Source organism: Acinetobacter sp. 129952 (assembly GCF_056642055.1).
The window spans coordinates 111515-128217 of record NZ_JBWVSU010000001.1 but is presented as its reverse complement, the minus strand read 5'-3'; the positions used below and the strand labels follow the sequence as shown (position 1 = coordinate 128217).

At 46.5% G+C, this 16703-nt stretch carries 13 protein-coding genes; 4 read left to right on the top strand and 9 right to left on the bottom strand.

Annotation, left to right across the window (positions count from 1 at the left end; all coding sequences use genetic code 11):
- Positions 1 to 154 precede the first annotated feature (154 nt).
- Entirely contained in the window at positions 155 to 2359 is a 2205-nt protein-coding gene (gene rlmKL / locus AC1IR0_RS00640; RefSeq protein WP_479741094.1) for a bifunctional 23S rRNA (guanine(2069)-N(7))-methyltransferase RlmK/23S rRNA (guanine(2445)-N(2))-methyltransferase RlmL, read from the bottom strand.
- A 232-nt stretch (positions 2360 to 2591) separates the two neighbouring features.
- On the opposite strand from rlmKL, the gene AC1IR0_RS00635 reads away from it, so the two are divergent.
- From AC1IR0_RS00635 to AC1IR0_RS00620, 4 genes are all read left to right on the top strand, one after another.
- Positions 2592 to 2936 (top strand): hypothetical protein, encoded by a 345-nt coding sequence (locus tag AC1IR0_RS00635; RefSeq protein ID WP_409652901.1) that lies wholly within the window; start codon positions 2592 to 2594, stop codon positions 2934 to 2936.
- A 224-nt stretch (positions 2937 to 3160) separates the two neighbouring features.
- The gene (locus AC1IR0_RS00630; RefSeq protein WP_409652903.1) at positions 3161 to 4177 is read left to right on the top strand and encodes an aspartate carbamoyltransferase catalytic subunit; all 1017 of its coding nucleotides are present in this window, start codon (positions 3161 to 3163) and stop codon (positions 4175 to 4177) included.
- A 10-nt stretch (positions 4178 to 4187) separates the two neighbouring features.
- Positions 4188 to 5423 (top strand): dihydroorotase, encoded by a 1236-nt coding sequence (locus AC1IR0_RS00625; RefSeq protein WP_312326319.1) that lies wholly within the window; start codon positions 4188 to 4190, stop codon positions 5421 to 5423.
- 182 nt (positions 5424 to 5605) lie between these two features.
- Complete coding sequence (locus AC1IR0_RS00620; protein ID WP_409652905.1) at positions 5606 to 7096, top strand: OmpA family protein; 1491 nt, start codon at positions 5606 to 5608, stop codon at positions 7094 to 7096.
- Between the two features lie 53 nt (positions 7097 to 7149).
- On the opposite strand, the gene AC1IR0_RS00615 is transcribed toward AC1IR0_RS00620, so the two are convergent.
- From AC1IR0_RS00615 to AC1IR0_RS00580, 8 genes are all read right to left on the bottom strand, one after another.
- The gene (locus tag AC1IR0_RS00615) at positions 7150 to 8562 is read right to left on the bottom strand and encodes a short-chain fatty acid transporter (RefSeq protein WP_409652907.1); all 1413 of its coding nucleotides are present in this window, start codon (positions 8560 to 8562) and stop codon (positions 7150 to 7152) included.
- 96 nt (positions 8563 to 8658) lie between these two features.
- Entirely contained in the window at positions 8659 to 9297 is a 639-nt protein-coding gene (locus AC1IR0_RS00610; RefSeq protein WP_409652909.1) for a CoA transferase subunit B, read from the bottom strand.
- A gap of 2 nt (positions 9298 to 9299) precedes the next feature.
- Positions 9300 to 10004 (bottom strand): CoA transferase subunit A, encoded by a 705-nt coding sequence (locus tag AC1IR0_RS00605; protein ID WP_004729993.1) that lies wholly within the window; start codon positions 10002 to 10004, stop codon positions 9300 to 9302.
- A 93-nt stretch (positions 10005 to 10097) separates the two neighbouring features.
- Positions 10098 to 11000: a hydroxymethylglutaryl-CoA lyase gene (locus AC1IR0_RS00600; RefSeq protein ID WP_180180414.1), complete on the bottom strand. Its 903-nt coding sequence runs from the start codon at positions 10998 to 11000 to the stop codon at positions 10098 to 10100.
- Positions 10997 to 12991 (bottom strand): acetyl/propionyl/methylcrotonyl-CoA carboxylase subunit alpha, encoded by a 1995-nt coding sequence (locus AC1IR0_RS00595; protein ID WP_409652912.1) that lies wholly within the window; start codon positions 12989 to 12991, stop codon positions 10997 to 10999. The genes AC1IR0_RS00600 and AC1IR0_RS00595 overlap by 4 nt, the downstream gene beginning before the upstream one ends.
- Positions 12992 to 13010: 19 nt before the next feature.
- Entirely contained in the window at positions 13011 to 13805 is a 795-nt protein-coding gene (locus tag AC1IR0_RS00590; RefSeq protein WP_004280123.1) for an enoyl-CoA hydratase/isomerase family protein, read from the bottom strand.
- A gap of 11 nt (positions 13806 to 13816) precedes the next feature.
- Complete coding sequence (locus AC1IR0_RS00585) at positions 13817 to 15418, bottom strand: carboxyl transferase domain-containing protein (protein ID WP_409652914.1); 1602 nt, start codon at positions 15416 to 15418, stop codon at positions 13817 to 13819.
- Between the two features lie 35 nt (positions 15419 to 15453).
- Positions 15454 to 16626 carry an isovaleryl-CoA dehydrogenase gene (locus tag AC1IR0_RS00580; RefSeq protein WP_409652916.1) on the bottom strand — a complete coding sequence of 391 codons (1173 nt, stop codon included), beginning with the start codon at positions 16624 to 16626 and terminating at the stop codon, positions 15454 to 15456.
- Positions 16627 to 16703: the final 77 nt, after the last annotated feature.

The following is a 16703-nucleotide window of genomic DNA, read 5'->3' as shown; positions in this document are numbered from 1 at the left end:
CTAGGCTGGGTTTTTTTAATCTTATTTTTAACTTCGGGCATCACAACACTTTTGTATTCTTGTTGCGGCGAGCTTTAAAGCATTGCTTAAAACTCACCTCAGGAAAAATAAAGAAGATATCAATCGTGATAAAGACAGTTAATTCATCATCAAATTACACTTGCGGATGACGGATTTTCCAGGCACGGTGAATCTTTTGATTCCGCTTGAAGTCAGGTCCAATGGTTTCCTGGGTAATTTCTTCAACATCAAAGAAGGCCAGAATTTCTTCATCCATCTCAAAACCACGATAGTTATTTGAGAAATACAAGGTACCATCAGTGGTTAAGCGGTTCATCGCACGTTTTAACAGGGACAAATGGTCGCGCTGTACGTCAAAGGTCCCGTAGAATTTCTTCGAGTTTGAGAAGGTTGGTGGGTCGATAAAGATCAGCTCATATTGCTCATGACCTTCTTTTAGCCATTCGAAACAGTCAGAGGCAAAGAACTGATGCTGTTCATCCGCATGATCCACGGTCAAGCCGTTCAGAACAAAATTTTCTTTAGACCAGTTCAAATAAGTATTCGACAGATCGACGCTGGTTGTACTTGCAGCACCACCCAAAGCAGCATGTAAACTTGCCGTTGAGGTATAGCTGTACAGGTTCAGGAAGTGTTTGCCTTTTGCTTCACGTGCAATACGTAAACGCATTTGACGGTGATCCAGAAACAGACCGGTATCCAGATAATCGGTCAGGTTGACCAGAATCTTGGCTTGACCTTCCTGAACGATAAAACGCTTGGATGCTGTACTTTGTTTGGTGTACTGGTTTTTACCTTCCTGACGTGCACGGGTCTTGATAAAGATCGCATCACGGCCCAAACCGGTCACGGCACGAATGGCCTGTAAGGCCAGGTTGAAACGTTTTTTGGCTTTTTCCGGATCAATAGTTTTAGGTGGCGCATATTCTTGTACATGCAAACGCTCGCCATACAGATCTACTGCGACGTTAAAATCAGGTAAATCTGCATCATAGAGACGTAAACAATAGATCTGTTCCTTGACTGCCCATTTTTTTAGAGCTTGCATATTTTTGGTCAGACGGTTGGCAAACTCCATCGCACCTTCAATCGGTTCAAACTGCTGAGGCTGCCAGCTTTCTAGGAATGGACGTACCACTGCGGCCGGTTTAACCGTACCGAAGCGGATATAGATCGGCAATTTACCATTCATCAAACGCAGGATTTGCGGATCATTGAATGCAAGCACATCGGCCTGTTCCACTTGTGAGGCAATCACAGCCGCTTTTTGATTTGGGAAATTCTTTTGCAATAAAGCTGATAAACCGAGGTATAAAGAACGGTTCTGGGCTTTATCACCGAGACGTTCGCCATAAGGCGGGTTGGTCACGAAGAATACTTTCTTGCCTTCTGCATGGAAATCAGGCCAGTCATTTAAAGTCCGTTCTTCGATCATGATATTGTCGAGTGCGGATTCAAAACCCGCCGCGATAATATTTTGTCTGGTGGCTTTCACAGCTTCCCAGTCTGCATCGAAGGCATAGAATTGCGGTAATGGATTTTCCATTGCGGCTTGGTGGCGTTCAGCAGCTTCTGCCTTGATGCTCATCCAGAGTTCATGGTCATGACCATTCCAGCCATTAAAACCGAAACGGCGTACCAGGCCAGGCGCACGGTCGGTCAGGATCATCAGTGATTCAATAATGAATGTTCCTGAACCACACATTGGATCGACAATGATGTCCGGATTAATCTGTTTAAGCTGGCCTTTTTGCAGAATCGCAGCAGCCAGGTTTTCCTTGATCGGGGCGTCAGTCATAAAGCGGCGATAACCGCGTTTATGCAAAGAGTCGCCAGACAGGTCCAGGCAGTAAGTATGTTCTTTCTTGCCTGCCAGAATATACATGGTAATTTCAGGCTGTTTGGTATCAATGCTTGGACGTTTGCCTACGGCTTCCATAAAGGAATCTACGACACCATCTTTGGCACGTAAAGTCGCAAACTGGGTATTGACCTTGATATCACGTTCGACATGCAAACGAATCGCAAAGGTGCTTTGTGGTGCAAAAATCAGCGACCAGTCAAAGCTGAGAGCACCTTCATATAGTTCTTCTGCAACATCACGGGCATCATGAGAAAATTCAATTTCATGCGTGTGGATCGGCATCAAGACACGTGACGCCAGACGTGACCACATGCAGATACGATAAGCATTTTTCAGTGTACCTTTAAAGGTTAAACGGCCTGGAAAACGCTCAATATTCTGAACACCTAAGCCTTGTATTTCTTCTTCTAATAAGGTTTCCAGACCATCGGCACAGGTGACCCAATAATTGCTTAAACGTGGAGAGGTATTCATATAATAGAGAGACCAAAAAAGATAAATAAAAAACTGCGCTAAGTTTACCGTATTTTTATATTGAAAGCTTTTGAAATTCTCTGAAAGGCCGTGGCATGTGCTAGAGAAAAATAATATTCACACTATAAAATGAGGAACTGGTACGCATTTTGCTCTATACATGGCAAATCAGGCGGTCAGTCGATGGGTAGCGATGGCTGCCTGATTTTTCAATTTTATAATGGGGGTTAAGATGTTAGAGAATCAGTTACGCAACCATGACGCTTTTTCAGTGGCCACTTTAATTTATGCACGTTTACGACGTGTTTCCGGTCGGGTAATTGATGCACTTTATCTGGCAGAGAACCTGGATTATGCCCGGCATGTGATTCAACTGGCAGAGCAAACCCAGGATTCAGATTTGAATCATCTGATCCAGCGCCTGAAAATGGTACTGGAGATTTCGGAAACAGCACCAGACTCACAAACAGAATCCGCACATCCGATCCCGCAGGAAGGGCTGATCTCGGTCGAACCGGATGAAGACGATATCTATCGTGCACAGGTGTCACATCGGTATATTGGTGCACTGCGTTAAACCTGAAATGGGTGTGAATGCTCCAAACTGAAGCGCCCGTTAGTTTTGTACTTAAAATCAGCAAGATGCAAATCGGGTTAAATTATCTTATTGAAAAAATACAAAGGAATCTGATTTTCTATTTTTAGTGTTCAGATGCTTTTTGTACAAGTAGCAGCGTGGCCAACTATAAAAATTCGCCAATCTCTGTATAATATGTTGACTTAACGCATAAGGAATCTCTCATGCACTTGGCGGCATTGCATACACCGAGCCAGATTCAACTCAATAAAGAAGGTAATCTAAAACACTTCTTGACCATCGAAGGTCTTTCTAAAGAAACCCTGACAAAAATATTGGACACTGCGCAGTCCTTTTTTAATGACCAAAATCAGCTGATCACCAATAATTTGCTCGAAGGTAAAACGGTGATGAACCTGTTCTTCGAAAATTCTACCCGTACCCGCACCACCTTTGAAGCCGCTGCCAAGCGCCTTTCTGCCAACGTTCTCAATATTGATATTGCCCGTTCGAGTACTTCCAAAGGTGAAACCCTGCGTGACACGTTATGGAATCTGGAAGCCATGGCGGCCGATATTTTTGTGGTACGTCATTCATCTTCAGGGGCAGCGCATTTTATTGCCAAAGATGTCTGCCCAACGGTGGCAATTATTAATGCCGGTGATGGCCGTCATGCGCATCCGACTCAAGCGATGCTGGACATGCTGACCATTCGCCGCGAAACCAATAAAAAATTCGAAGAAATGTCGATTGCCATTATTGGCGATATCAAGCATTCACGTGTCGCGCGTTCAGATGTAGCCGCCTTGCAAACTTTAGGCTGTCAGGATATCCGGGTGATTGCACCGAATACCTTGCTGCCATTGGGCTTTGAAGAATATGGCGATGGTGTTTGTCTCTTTAACAATATGGAAGACGGCATCAAAGACTGCGACGTGATCATTACCTTACGTATTCAAAACGAGCGTATTGATTCTCCGGCACTGGCCTCGCAAGCAGAGTTCTATAAAATGTATGGCTTGAATAAAGAACGTCTGGCCATGGCCAAACCGGATTGTATCGTGATGCATCCGGGACCAATGAACCGTGGTGTGGAAATTGATTCAAGTATTGCGGATGGTCCGCAATCTGTGATTTTAAAGCAGGTGACCAATGGCATTGCAGTGCGTATGGCGGTTTTGGCTTTATCGATGCAAGGCCAGTTACAAGAACAAGGTTTGATTGAAGCGATTGCGGGTTAAGGAAGAAGTCATGACTATTGTAAAAATTGAAAATGTCCGTGTTCTTGATCCGATCCAAAACACTAATTCTATCCAGACTGTGTATCTGGAAAATGGAAAATTCGTTGCAGAAACAGCAGACGTCTTTGAAACGATTGATGGTCAAGGCAAATGGTTGATGCCAACCATGGTTGACCTGTGTGCGCGTTTACGTGAACCGGGTCAACAGCAACACGGTACGCTTAAGTCTGAAGGGAAAGCGGCTCGTGAAAATGGCATTTTGCACGTGTTTACGCCACCCGATTCAAAACCGATTGTTCAAGACAATGGTGCGCTGATTCACGGTCTGGTTGAAAAAGCCATGCTGGATGGTGGGATCTATCTTCAAGTGATTGGTGCGCAAACCCAAGGCTTAAATGGTCAACAACCGGCAAATATGGCGGGCTTGAAAAAGGGCGGTTGTACTGCGGTTTCCAATGCCAGTGCGCCGTTTGCCAATGATGATGTGGTATTACGTACACTTGAATATGCTGCAGGTTTAGACTTGACGGTGGTGTTCTATGCAGAAGAACCACAAATTGCCAAAGACGGCTGTGTGCATGAAGGGTTTATTGCATCACGTCAGGGCTTGCCGATGATTCCGGCACTGGCTGAAACCGTGGCGATTGCCAAATATCTGTTGATGATTGAATCAACCAAAGTACGAGCACACTTTGGTCTGTTGTCTTGTGGTGCTTCGGTGGAATTGATCCGTATTGCCAAGGAAAAAGGCTTACCGGTGACCTGTGATGTGGCCATGCATCAGTTACATTTAACTGATCATTTGATTGATGGATTTAACTCTCTTGCACATGTGCGTCCACCGCTTCGTTCTGAACAGGACAAAGAATTACTGCGTCAGGGTGTAAAATCAGGTGTGATTGATGCGATTTGTACTCATCATGAACCGCTAAGCAGCTCTGCGAAAATGGCGCCGTTTGCTGAAACGCAGCCAGGTTTCACTGCTTTTGATACCTATGTGCCTTTTGGTCTGCAACTGATTCGTGAGGGGTTGTTGACTCCACTGGAATGGGTGGAAAAAGTGACCTTAGCTCCGGCACGTGTTGCACAAATGGCAGATCGATGGATAAATGAATCAGGCTGGGTGTTGCTAGATCCGGAACTGGAATGGACCCTGAATAAAGAAAGTATCGTGTCACAAGGTAAAAATACCCCGTTAATTAATCAAAAAGTGCTGGGTAAAGTGGTTCAAACTTTTGCTGCTTAAGTGATCCCAATTTTATAAAAGTCAGCTTCGGCTGGCTTTTTTTATTTTTTAAATTTTGTGTTGGTAAAATGAGTACTCAATAAAAATAGTGAAACTTTATGATATTCATACAATTATTTACATTTTAAAAAAATGGGGATCGTTACACTGATTAAATATTAAACATTAGAAAAATCAAAAGAATGGTGACGATTATGAATATAGACTTTATAGAACGCTTAAAAAGCGATGTTACGGCGATTGTGCTTCAAGGTGAAACCGAGCATTTATTTGCCAAAGATCAAGCTTTGGCTCAATTCTATCCCATATTTTTAAGTATATTGCGTTCACGTCCCGCCTGGATCGAGAATCTTGGTCAGCAACTTAATCCAAAAATTCATGAATTATTCAATGCAAACCCGGCACTCAAGCAGCAGTTTCTGGATCAACTTGATCAGAGCGCGCCGCAAGACGAAATAGAACATACCTTGAACCGGTCAATTGTGCCGACCATGAATTTTTTGCAGACCGAAGCGGGCGCTTCAACTCCGGAAGCCATTAGTCATTTGCTGGAAACCCACGCCGATTCGATTCAGCGCGCATTACCCGTTTGGGCTGGCCCTATTCTGGCAGCACTTGGAGTTTCACCCTTGGCAGGGCAAAATTTAAATCAGGAACCTGTATTGGCGGAGCAGACCATCATTGTTCAGGAAGAGAGAAGAACCGGCTTTTTATGGCCGTTTATTATTTTTTTGATCCTGGCGGGTTTGATCCTGTTTTTGGTTCGTAGCTGTATGCAGGATGAGGTTGAAGATTCAAATACCCAGGCAACGAGCGAAGTTGCAGTAGCTCAGCCTGCATCCTTGCGATTAAGTACCGGCAGTAATGGCGAAATTGTCAGTTGCCAATTACAGCTGAATAATCCGCAGTATATGGAAATTCTACAAAATGAGATCAAACAGATCTTTAATTATAATATTGGTTGTGGCGCGCTTAGCAGTGAGGTTTATCATTCAGAATTTATTGATCAGGATACCATTCCATCAGTATTGAAAGCGCTTCAGGGGATGCCAAATGTGTCACTGGACTGGATTGGCAATCAGGTTTCGGTACGTGCAGCAACCAATGCAGAGGCTGAGCGTCTGGCAGCACAAATTCGTAGTCTGGCCAAAAATGTCACAGTGGTGACCCAGCAGCCGCTCAATAGAAGTGACGTGATTAATACTGCCAATAGCGAAGCAGAACAAGCCTTGGCCAGTATCAAGACTGATAATGTTAAAGCACTGGATGTGGCGACTGCACTGAATTTACAGATTATTAATTTTGATACGGCATCGACTGAAGTTCCGGAAGTCAATAAACTGGTGCTGGATCAAGCTGCTGCATTATTACAACGCGCGCCTCATGTGATTCTGAAAGTCACAGGACATGCTGATGCTCAAGGCAGCGAAGCAGAGAATAAGGTGCTGTCCGTACAGCGTGCTCAAGCGATTACCAGTTATCTCGTGCAAAAAGGCGTTGACCCTGCACAATTACACGCAGTTGGAATGGGAGAGGATCAGCCGGTTGAACCCAATGCGACACCTGCCGGGCAGTTTCAGAACCGTCGCGTGACCTTTGAAGTCGTGAATACCGAAACAGGAATTGTGCGTGAAGTAGATGATGAAGGCGTGGTTGAGAAGACGGAAAATTAAGAGAGCGGCGTATATAAAAAGGACGAATTTTCGTCCTTTTTTATTGTCTTAAATTAAGAAAATACTGGCGGGCTATAGGTCAGGGTTCGGCCCAGGAACCAGAGCAGGAACAGTACCAAAGGCAGATGGAAAATCAGCTGGGTAACCGTAAATCCAATCACATCTTTGGCTTTTAATTTTAAAATGCCCAGCATTGGTAGCATAAAGAAAGGGTTAATCAGATTAGGCAAGGCTTCGGCAGCATTATAAATCTGCACTGACCAGCCCAGATGTACTTTCAGGTCATGCGCAGCCTGCATCACATAGGGTGCTTCGATAATCCATTTGCCTCCACCAGAAGGAATAAAGAAACCCAGAATCGCCGAGTATAAGCCCATCACAATGGCAAAGGTTTCCTGCGAGGCAATCGAAACGAAAAACTCGGCAATATAATGTGACAGCGACAGATCGGCTGAGTTCAGCGCATTGGTCATCATAAAGGCAATACTGCCATACAGCGGAAACTGGATCAGTACCCCAGAAATGGCGGGTACGGCTTTGGATACCGCATTCAGGAAATTTCGCGGTGTACCGTGTAAGGCCACGCCCAAAATCAGGAAGATAAAGTTATAGGTATTTAAGCTGGAAATGGCCAGAATCGGATTGCTTTTGGAAAATTCGTTAAACATCCAGACTGCGCCCAGAATCACAATCAGAATGCTTAAAATGGGTGAATTTTCCAGCCAATCCCCCGGTCTTTTTTCGGCAGATACTTCCGGTTTTTCTTCTTCAATCTGAATCGGGAAGTGCTCAATGGTTTTAATGTCAGACCCTTTAGGTGCTGACCAGTAAGCAATCGCAATTGAAGCTACAATCAGTACCGCCGTCATGATCATGGATTGCGGCAGGAAAATGGTTTCGGTGAATGGAATCACGCCCGTCAGATTATAAATCGGTTCAGGCAGACTGCTTTTATTGGCCTGTAACTGTGCAGCTGAAGAACTGATGCCCAGTGCCCAGGTCGCACCCATCCCGATAATCGCGGCAGCCGCAGCAGCGCGGTAATCCATGTTAAGCTCTTTACGCTGTGCCAGTGTAATCACTAGGAGTGCAGTCAGTACAGTACTCATGGCCCAATTAATCAGAGAAATTAACAGGCTGACCGTGGCGACCAGGACAATCGCACCACGACCGGAATGTGGCAGGCGCGCCATTTTCTGGATCAGAAGCTGGACAGGCTTAGATACGGAAACCACATAACCGACCACGATCAGCATGCACATCTGCAAGGTAAAGGGAATCAGGCTCCAGAAGCCGTCTCCAAAGGAAATCGCGACATCCTGTGCGGGTGCACCAATTCCGATGGCGGCAATCGCCACAATGATGACGCCAAGCAGGGCAAAAATATAAGAATCAGGGAACCATTTTTCAGACCAGTCGCTGACGCGCAAGGCGAAGCGCTGCAAAATATTTTGTTGAGTTTGCATGATTAAAATCCATTTATTCTGCGATTATTATTTTGAAATGAAACAGCTATATATAAAAAAGCCCTTAAGATGCTTCATTCTTAAGGGCTGGCTGGATCAGGCAGCGTTACGTAGTAGCGCTACCCCCGTGACTTTTTGAATCTCTTCAAAACTTACCTCTGGTGCCAGTTCAACCAGTCGAATTCCATCAGGACTAACATCCAGTACACCGAGATCGGTAATAATCCGGTTCACCACAGCCTGGCCGGTCAGCGGCAGACTACATTCTGGAACTATCTTAGGTGTACCATCTTTGGCGCAGTGTTCCATCAAGACCACGACCTTTTGTACACCCGCGACCAGATCCATGGCACCGCCCATGCCTTTGACCTTTTTGCCTGGAATCATCCAGTTGGCCAGATCACCAGTTTCTGAAACTTCCATAGCACCCAGAATGGCAATATTGACATGACATCCACGGATCATGGCAAAGGAGTCGGCACTTGAGAAAAATGAAGCACCTTTTCGTGCAGTGACCGTCTGTTTACCGGCATTGATCAGGTCGGCATCGACAGTTTCTGCAGTTGGAAATTCGCCAATCCCCAGCAGGCCATTTTCCGACTGCAGCCAGACATTGATATTTTCCGGAATATAGTTCGCGACTAGCGTCGGCAGGCCAATCCCTAGATTGACGTAGAAACCATCTTCAAGCTCTTGTGCCGCGCGCTGCGCCATTTCATTACGTGTCCAAGCCATGATCAAGCCTCCGCCTTTAAAGTCATCTGTTCAATACGTTTTTCCGGTTGAGCATTCAGGACTATCCGGTTCACATAAATTCCCGGAAGATGGATTTCGTCCGGATCCAGCACGCCAATTTCGACAATCTCTTCGACTTCAGCAATGGTAATTTTGCCGGCCATGGCACAGACCGGATTAAAGTTCTGGGCGGTTTTACGGAAAATCAGGTTGCCGGCTTTATCGGCCTTATAGGCTTTAACCAGAGCAACATCAGCTGTTAAAGATTCTTCCAGAATGTAAGACTTGCCATTAAATTCACGGACATCCTTACCTTCAGCGATCACGGTTCCGACACCCGTCGCCGTATAAAAAGCCGGAATACCGGCACCGCCAGCACGTAATTTTTCTGCCAGTGTACCCTGTGGGGTCAGCTCAACTTCCAGTTCGCCATTTAAATATTGACGTTCGAATTCCTTGTTTTCACCGACATAAGAGGAGATCATTTTTTTAATCTGTTTTGTTTCCAGTAAAAGCCCCAGACCGAAGCCGTCTACACCGGCATTATTGGAAATACAGGTCAGATTTTTGGCACCTGTTTCTTTTAGGGCCGTGATCAAAGCTTCTGGAATACCACATAGGCCGAAACCACCGACAGCCAGAGTATGACCATCTTGCACCACATCCTTTAAGGCGGATTGAGCGCTGTCATAAACCTTGTTTGACATCTTGTCACCTCTATTGTTATTACAGCAGACTTAAATCTGCTGTTTATATCCTTATGGGTTGCTTAAGTTTATTTTGCTCAAGCATGATTATTGTTAAGCACAGGCTTTTTGCCAGTAGGCATTGGCATAATTGGATGGATTATTGCGCTGCAAGACTTCACTGATATTACGACTGGCCTGCATCAGGGCATCCAGCTGAATACCGGTTTCAAAGCCCATATTCGAGAGCAGGTAATACAGGTCTTCGGTCGAGACATTGCCAGATGCACCTTGGGCATAAGGACAGCCACCCAGTCCAGCAATGGAGGAGTCAAAGACCCGAATGCCTTGCAACAGTGACTGATAAATATTGGCAATCGCCATGCCGTAGGTATTATGGAAATGACCGGCCAGCACTTTGGCATCAAGTTCAGCCAAACAAGCTTCCCAGACGTATTTAACCCGGTCTGGGGTGGCCGTGCCAATGGTTTCACCCAACGACACTTCATAGCAGCCCATCTCCAGCAAACGCTGCGTGACTTTCACCACCTGCTTGGGATCAATCGCACCTTCATAAGGACAGTCCACCATACAGGAGACATAACCCCGTACCTTGATGTCATTGGCTTTGGCGGCTGACATCACATCGGCAAACTTCTCAAAACTTTCATCAATCGAGCAGTTGATGTTTTTGCGGGTAAAGCTTTCAGAAGCAGCGGTAAATACCGCGACTTCTTTGCAACCCACAGCCAGTGCCGATTCAAAACCTTTCAGATTTGGGGTCAGCAGACTGAACTGAATATTCGGATCTTGGGGTAGGCTGGCAAAGAGCACATCACTGTCTGCCATTTGCGGTACCCATTTGGCTGAAACGCAGGAGCCGACTTCGATGGACTGTAGACCGGTTTTCATCAGGTCCAAAATCAGGTTTTTCCGGTCATCCAATGTCAAAGGTGTTTTTTCATTTTGCAGGCCATCGCGTGGCCCGACTTCTACGATTTTGACAAAATCCGTCATGCCACTTCCTCCGCCAGCGGCTGGAACTCGACCAGTTCATCACCGGCTTTAACCTGATCACCCTTCTGGAAATATGAGCTTGCGATGATGCCGTCATGCGGTGCACGAATTGAATATTCGATCTTCATGGCTTCCAGCGTCATCAGTACATCATCTTTTTTGACTTTGTCATTGGCTGCCACGAGCACTTGGGTAATGACACCTGGCATTGGCGCGATCAGATTATTTTCCGTGCCTTGTTCATCCTGATTATTAAAATCAGACTTCAGGTAATTAAACTTATAACCTTGACCATTCTGGAACAGGGTAATGCCTTGCTCAGTCTGGCTAAAAGCCAGTTTTTGCTGTTTGCCCGCCAGTTGTAACGCCAAAGTATGGGCATCGACGAGTTTTCCTTGAATCTCAATCTGCTGACCGTTATAGCTGGCAACAAAACCTTGATCCTGAGTGCGGAACTGAATTTTCAGGTTGATGCCATTGCGTTGTAATTGCACTGTATGACTATTCTGTTGGTTTAAGCGCCAGAATGCTTGCTGCTGCCATACCGGGTTGCTTGGAACGGGATTCTGTGCCTGATGTGACAGAAGTTCAATCAGTGCGGCACTAACTATCAGTTCGACACTGATATCCGCAGAAGGTTTGAGCAGAAATTCTTCTTCACGCTGAATCAGGCCAGTATCTAAATGTGCATTTTTAAACGAGTCACACAGCACCAGGCGATCTAGAAAAGCAATATTGTTACCCAGACCATCGACATGGAACTGACCCAGCGCATGGTGCATCTGGGTTAGGGCTGCTTCACGATTTTTACCCCAGACAATCAGTTTGGCAATCATCGGATCATAATAAGTGCTGATCTCGTCGCCTTCGACAATACCGCTATCGACACGTACACAGTCACTTTGCTCCGGATAATGCAGGTAGCTGATCTGACCGATCGCCGGGATAAAACCTTTTTCCGGTTCTTCGGCATAAACACGGGCTTCGAGTGCATGTCCATGAATCTGCAATTCATGCTGCTGCTTCGGTAAAGGTTCACCAAAGGCCACGCGCAGTTGCCATTCCACCAGATCCTGTCCGGTAATCATTTCCGTCACTGGATGTTCAACCTGCAGGCGGGTGTTCATTTCCATGAAATAAGCTGTGCCGTCTTGCTCCACGATAAACTCGACTGTACCGGCACCGACATAGTTCACTGCACGCGCAGCATCGATTGCCGCCTGACGCATCGCCTCCAGTTTGTCTTCCGGCATTTTTGGGGCTGGTGCTTCTTCCAGCACTTTCTGGTGACGGCGCTGTACCGAGCAATCACGTTCGAACAGATGTACATAATTGCCGTGAGTATCGCCAAAAACCTGTACTTCAATATGACGTGGCTGAATTACATAGCGTTCAATCAGAACGTCTTCATTACCAAAACTAGAGCGTGCTTCACTTTTACAAGAAGCGAGTGAACTCAGGAAATCTTCACTGCGTTCCACCAGACGCATGCCTTTACCGCCACCGCCAGCACTGGCCTTGATCAGTACCGGATAGCCGATACTGTCTGCCTGCTGTTTCAGGAAATCTGCATCCTGATTGGTACCATGATAGCCGGGTGTTAAAGGCACACCGGCTTTTTCCATCAATGCTTTAGAGGTGGCTTTAAGACCCATTGCCAGAATGGCATCGACTGGCGGGCCAATAAATACAATATTATTGTCCTGACAGGCCAGGGCAAACTGGTCATTTTCGGACAGGAAACCATAACCCGGATGAATCGCCTGGGCACCAGTCGTTTTTACCGCCTGAATAATACGGTCAATCTGTAAATAGCTTTGTGCTGCTGGCGATTCACCAATATAGATCGCTTCATCAGCTAGTTTCACATGCTGTGCCTGAGCATCGGCATCGGAGTAGACGGCAACGGTGGCAATTCCTAATTTCTTCGCTGTACGAATCACACGGCAGGCAATTTCACCACGGTTGGCAATTAAAATCTTCTCAAACATTGTAGGATCCTTCTCGTTGTTATGCCGTGGTCTTGATCCAAGCCGGGCTTTGTTTGTTCAAAAATGCATTCAGTCCATTTTTCGCCTCATCTCCCTGGCGAATATGGGCAATATGCTGTGCTGTTTTAAGCAATAAATCTTCGGTCAATACCTGTTGGTCAACCAGTTGAATCAACTGTTTCGATGCGCTCTGTGCGGCAGGACCACCAAGTAAAAGTGCTTCCACAATTTCATCAATTTTGCTGTCGAGCTGTTCTGGTGGAGTGACTTCATGCGCAAGACCAATGCTTTTGGCCTGTTCAGCAGTAATCCGCTCGGCAGTCAGGAAATAACGTGAAGCTTGACGTGTACCAATTGCACGAATTACATACGGGCTGATGGTCGAAGGTGCCAGACCTAAACGTACTTCCGACGTCGCAAACTTGGCATCGGTACTGGCCACGCAAATATCACAGGCCGAAGCCAGACCCATGCCGCCGCCAAACGCAATACCATGTACCCGGGCAATGGTCGGCTGTTTCAAGGTTGCCAGACTTTGCAGCATTTTCGCCAGTTTGAGCGCATCCGCCTCATTGTCTGCCTGTGATGCCTGACCGGCCTGTTTCATCCAGTTCAGGTCAGCACCGGCCGAGAAGCTTTTGCCACGACCCGCCAGAATCACCACGCGTACATCATCACGGTTATTTAAAGACTGGAAGCAAGCATGCAGTTCTTCAATGACTTGAGTATTAAAGGCATTGTGCAGTTCAGCACGGTTAATCCAAACCGTTGCCACCTGATTCTGCTGTTCGAGCTGTAAAAATTGATATGTCATTTTGTCACCCCTTACATGCGGAACACGCCGAATTTGGTTGGCTGGATGGGCGCATTCAGGGCTGCAGCCAGACTCAAGGCTAGTACTTCACGCGATTGCGCTGGATCAATCACACCATCATCCCATAAACGCGAAGACGCATAATAAGGATGGCCTTGGCGTTCGTACTGGTCACGAATCGGCTGTTTAAACTGGTCTTCTTCTTCAGCTGACCAAGTTCCGCCTTTTTGCTCAATCTGGTCACGTTTTAAGGTCGACAAGACGCTGGAGGCCTGTTCACCGCCCATCACTGAAATACGCGAGTTTGGCCAGGTCCACATAAAGCGTGGCGAGTAAGCGCGTCCACACATACCATAGTTGCCTGCACCAAAAGAACCGCCAATCACTAGAGTCAGTTTCGGTACATTGGCATTGGCGACGGCCATCACCAGCTTGGCACCATTTTTGGCAATGCCTTCATTTTCATACTGGCGGCCGACCATAAAGCCGGTAATGTTTTGCAGGAAAATTAGTGGAATATTGCGCTGGGTACACAGTTCAATAAAATGTGCGCCTTTTTGGGCTGACTCGGAAAATAGAATGCCATTATTGGCAATAATCCCGACCGGCATGCCATAGAGCTTGGCAAAACCGGTCACCAGGGTAGTGCCGAAACGTGCCTTGAACTCGTCAAAACGTGAGCCATCGACAATACGCGCTATCACTTCACGGATATCAAAAGGCTTGCGCGCGTCACTCGGCACAATGCCGTACAGTTCCGAACTGTCAAACAGCGGCGCTTCGATTTCATCTGCGGTCTTGTTTGGCTTTTTGTTCAGGTTGGCCACGATGTTGCGGGCAATCGCAAGTGCATGTTCATCGTTTTCAGCCAGATGATCAGCCACGCCAGACAAACGGGTATGCACATCACCACCACCGAGATCCTCACTGGACACCACTTCACCAGTAGCTGCCTTAACTAGAGGAGGGCCGCCTAGGAAAATGGTGCCCTGATTGCGGACAATAATGGTTTCATCTGACATGGCAGGCACATAAGCACCGCCTGCAGTACAGCTGCCCATCACCACTGCAATTTGGGCGATACCTTGGCTCGACATACGTGCCTGATTGTAGAAAATACGGCCGAAGTGATCGCGGTCTGGAAATACTTCATCCTGTAAAGGCAAATATGCACCGCCTGAATCCACCAGATAAATACAAGTCAGATGGTTCTGTTCGGCAATTTCCTGGGCACGTAAATGCTTTTTCACTGTTAATGGATAATAAGTACCGCCTTTCACCGTAGCATCATTGGCGATGATCATGCAGGTCAGACCGTTGACCTGACCAACACCAGCGACCACACCTGCGGCAGGCACATCATCCTGATACACCTGATAGGCAGCCAGCTGACCAATTTCCAGAAAAGCCGTTCCTGGATCGATCAGGTGATTAATCCGTTCACGTGGTAACAGCTTGCCGCGATCTAAATGTTTTTGGCGGGCAGTTTCGCCGCCACCGAGGGCAATCCTTTCGACTTTCTGTTTCAGGTCATCCACCAGTTGCAGCATGGCAGTCTGGTTGGTTTTAAACTCTTCACTACGTATATTGATTTTGCTCGATAACTGATTCATGACGAACATCCTTGTTTTATTCTAAGTGTTAAGATTTAGGCTGTTTCGTTGAAGAGTTCACGGCCAATCAGCATGCGGCGGATTTCTGAAGTACCGGCGCCAATTTCATACAGTTTGGCATCGCGCCATAAACGGCCGGCAGCAAACTCGTTGATATAACCGTTCCCACCTAAAGTCTGAATAGTTTCTCCTGCCATCCAGGTCGCTTTTTCAGCAGCATATAAAATGGCACTGGCAGCATCTTTACGTAAGCTACGGCTATGATCCGCTTTGTCACATTCTGCACCAACCGCATAAACCAGTGCCTTACATGCCAGCCAGGTCGAATACATGTCGGCAATTTTGCCCTGCATTAGCTGGAATTCGCCCAGTGCCTGACCAAACTGTTTACGGTCATGAATATATGGAATCACGGTATCCATACAGGCATCCATAATCCCGAGGGGGCCGGCACTCAACACAGCCCGCTCGTAATCCAGACCACTCATCAGCACTTTAGTCCCATTGCCGACACCGCCAAGCACGTTTTCTTTCGGAACTTCGACATTGTCAAAAAATAGGGGATAAGTATTGGAACCACGCATGCCCAGTTTGTCTAAATGGGTGCCGTGACTAAAACCTGGCATATTTTTCTCAACCAGAAAAGCAGTCATACCTTTGGCACCTGCTTGTAAATCGGTTTTGGCATAGACGACAAGTACATCGGCATCACCACCATTAGTGATCCACATCTTGGAACCATTGAGCAGGTAATGATCGCCTTTATCTTCAGCTTTCAGTTTCATGCTCACCACATCCGAGCCTGCATTCGGTTCAGACATTGCCAAGGCACCGACATATTCACCTGAAATCAGTTTAGGCAGATAACGCTGTTTCTGTTCTTCAGTACCATTTCGCTTAATTTGGTTTACACATAGGTTAGAATGTGCGCCATAGGACAGCCCAATGGATGCAGAAGCACGGGAAATTTCCTGCATGGCAATGATGTGCGCCAGATAACCAAAATTTGAACCGCCATATTCCTCACTGACTGTCAGCCCGAGCAGGCCCATCTCGCCAAATTTTTTCCAAAGGTGAGCAGGGAACTCGTTGTCACGGTCAACCTGTTGAGCAATCGGGGTAATTTCTTTGGCGCAAAATGCGGCCACTGAATCACGAAGCGCTATTAGAGTTTCATCCAAACCGAAATCCAAGCTTTGTAAATTCATTCTTCATCCATCCTGAGGTTATATTTGTTGTGTCCAAAAAAGCATTGTTGTTGTGCTTGTGGTTTTAACATACAACG

Coding starts and splice junctions, on each gene's coding strand:
- rlmKL (WP_479741094.1), bottom strand. CDS start 2,359: ATGAATACCTCTCCACGTTTAAGCAATTATTGGGTCACCTGTGCCGAT.
- AC1IR0_RS00635 (WP_409652901.1), top strand. CDS start 2,592: ATGTTAGAGAATCAGTTACGCAACCATGACGCTTTTTCAGTGGCCACT.
- AC1IR0_RS00630 (WP_409652903.1), top strand. CDS start 3,161: ATGCACTTGGCGGCATTGCATACACCGAGCCAGATTCAACTCAATAAA.
- AC1IR0_RS00625 (WP_312326319.1), top strand. CDS start 4,188: ATGACTATTGTAAAAATTGAAAATGTCCGTGTTCTTGATCCGATCCAA.
- AC1IR0_RS00620 (WP_409652905.1), top strand. CDS start 5,606: ATGGTGACGATTATGAATATAGACTTTATAGAACGCTTAAAAAGCGAT.
- AC1IR0_RS00615 (WP_409652907.1), bottom strand. CDS start 8,562: ATGCAAACTCAACAAAATATTTTGCAGCGCTTCGCCTTGCGCGTCAGC.
- AC1IR0_RS00610 (WP_409652909.1), bottom strand. CDS start 9,297: ATGGCTTGGACACGTAATGAAATGGCGCAGCGCGCGGCACAAGAGCTT.
- AC1IR0_RS00605 (WP_004729993.1), bottom strand. CDS start 10,004: ATGTCAAACAAGGTTTATGACAGCGCTCAATCCGCCTTAAAGGATGTG.
- AC1IR0_RS00600 (WP_180180414.1), bottom strand. CDS start 11,000: ATGACGGATTTTGTCAAAATCGTAGAAGTCGGGCCACGCGATGGCCTG.
- AC1IR0_RS00595 (WP_409652912.1), bottom strand. CDS start 12,991: ATGTTTGAGAAGATTTTAATTGCCAACCGTGGTGAAATTGCCTGCCGT.
- AC1IR0_RS00590 (WP_004280123.1), bottom strand. CDS start 13,805: ATGACATATCAATTTTTACAGCTCGAACAGCAGAATCAGGTGGCAACG.
- AC1IR0_RS00585 (WP_409652914.1), bottom strand. CDS start 15,418: ATGAATCAGTTATCGAGCAAAATCAATATACGTAGTGAAGAGTTTAAA.
- AC1IR0_RS00580 (WP_409652916.1), bottom strand. CDS start 16,626: ATGAATTTACAAAGCTTGGATTTCGGTTTGGATGAAACTCTAATAGCG.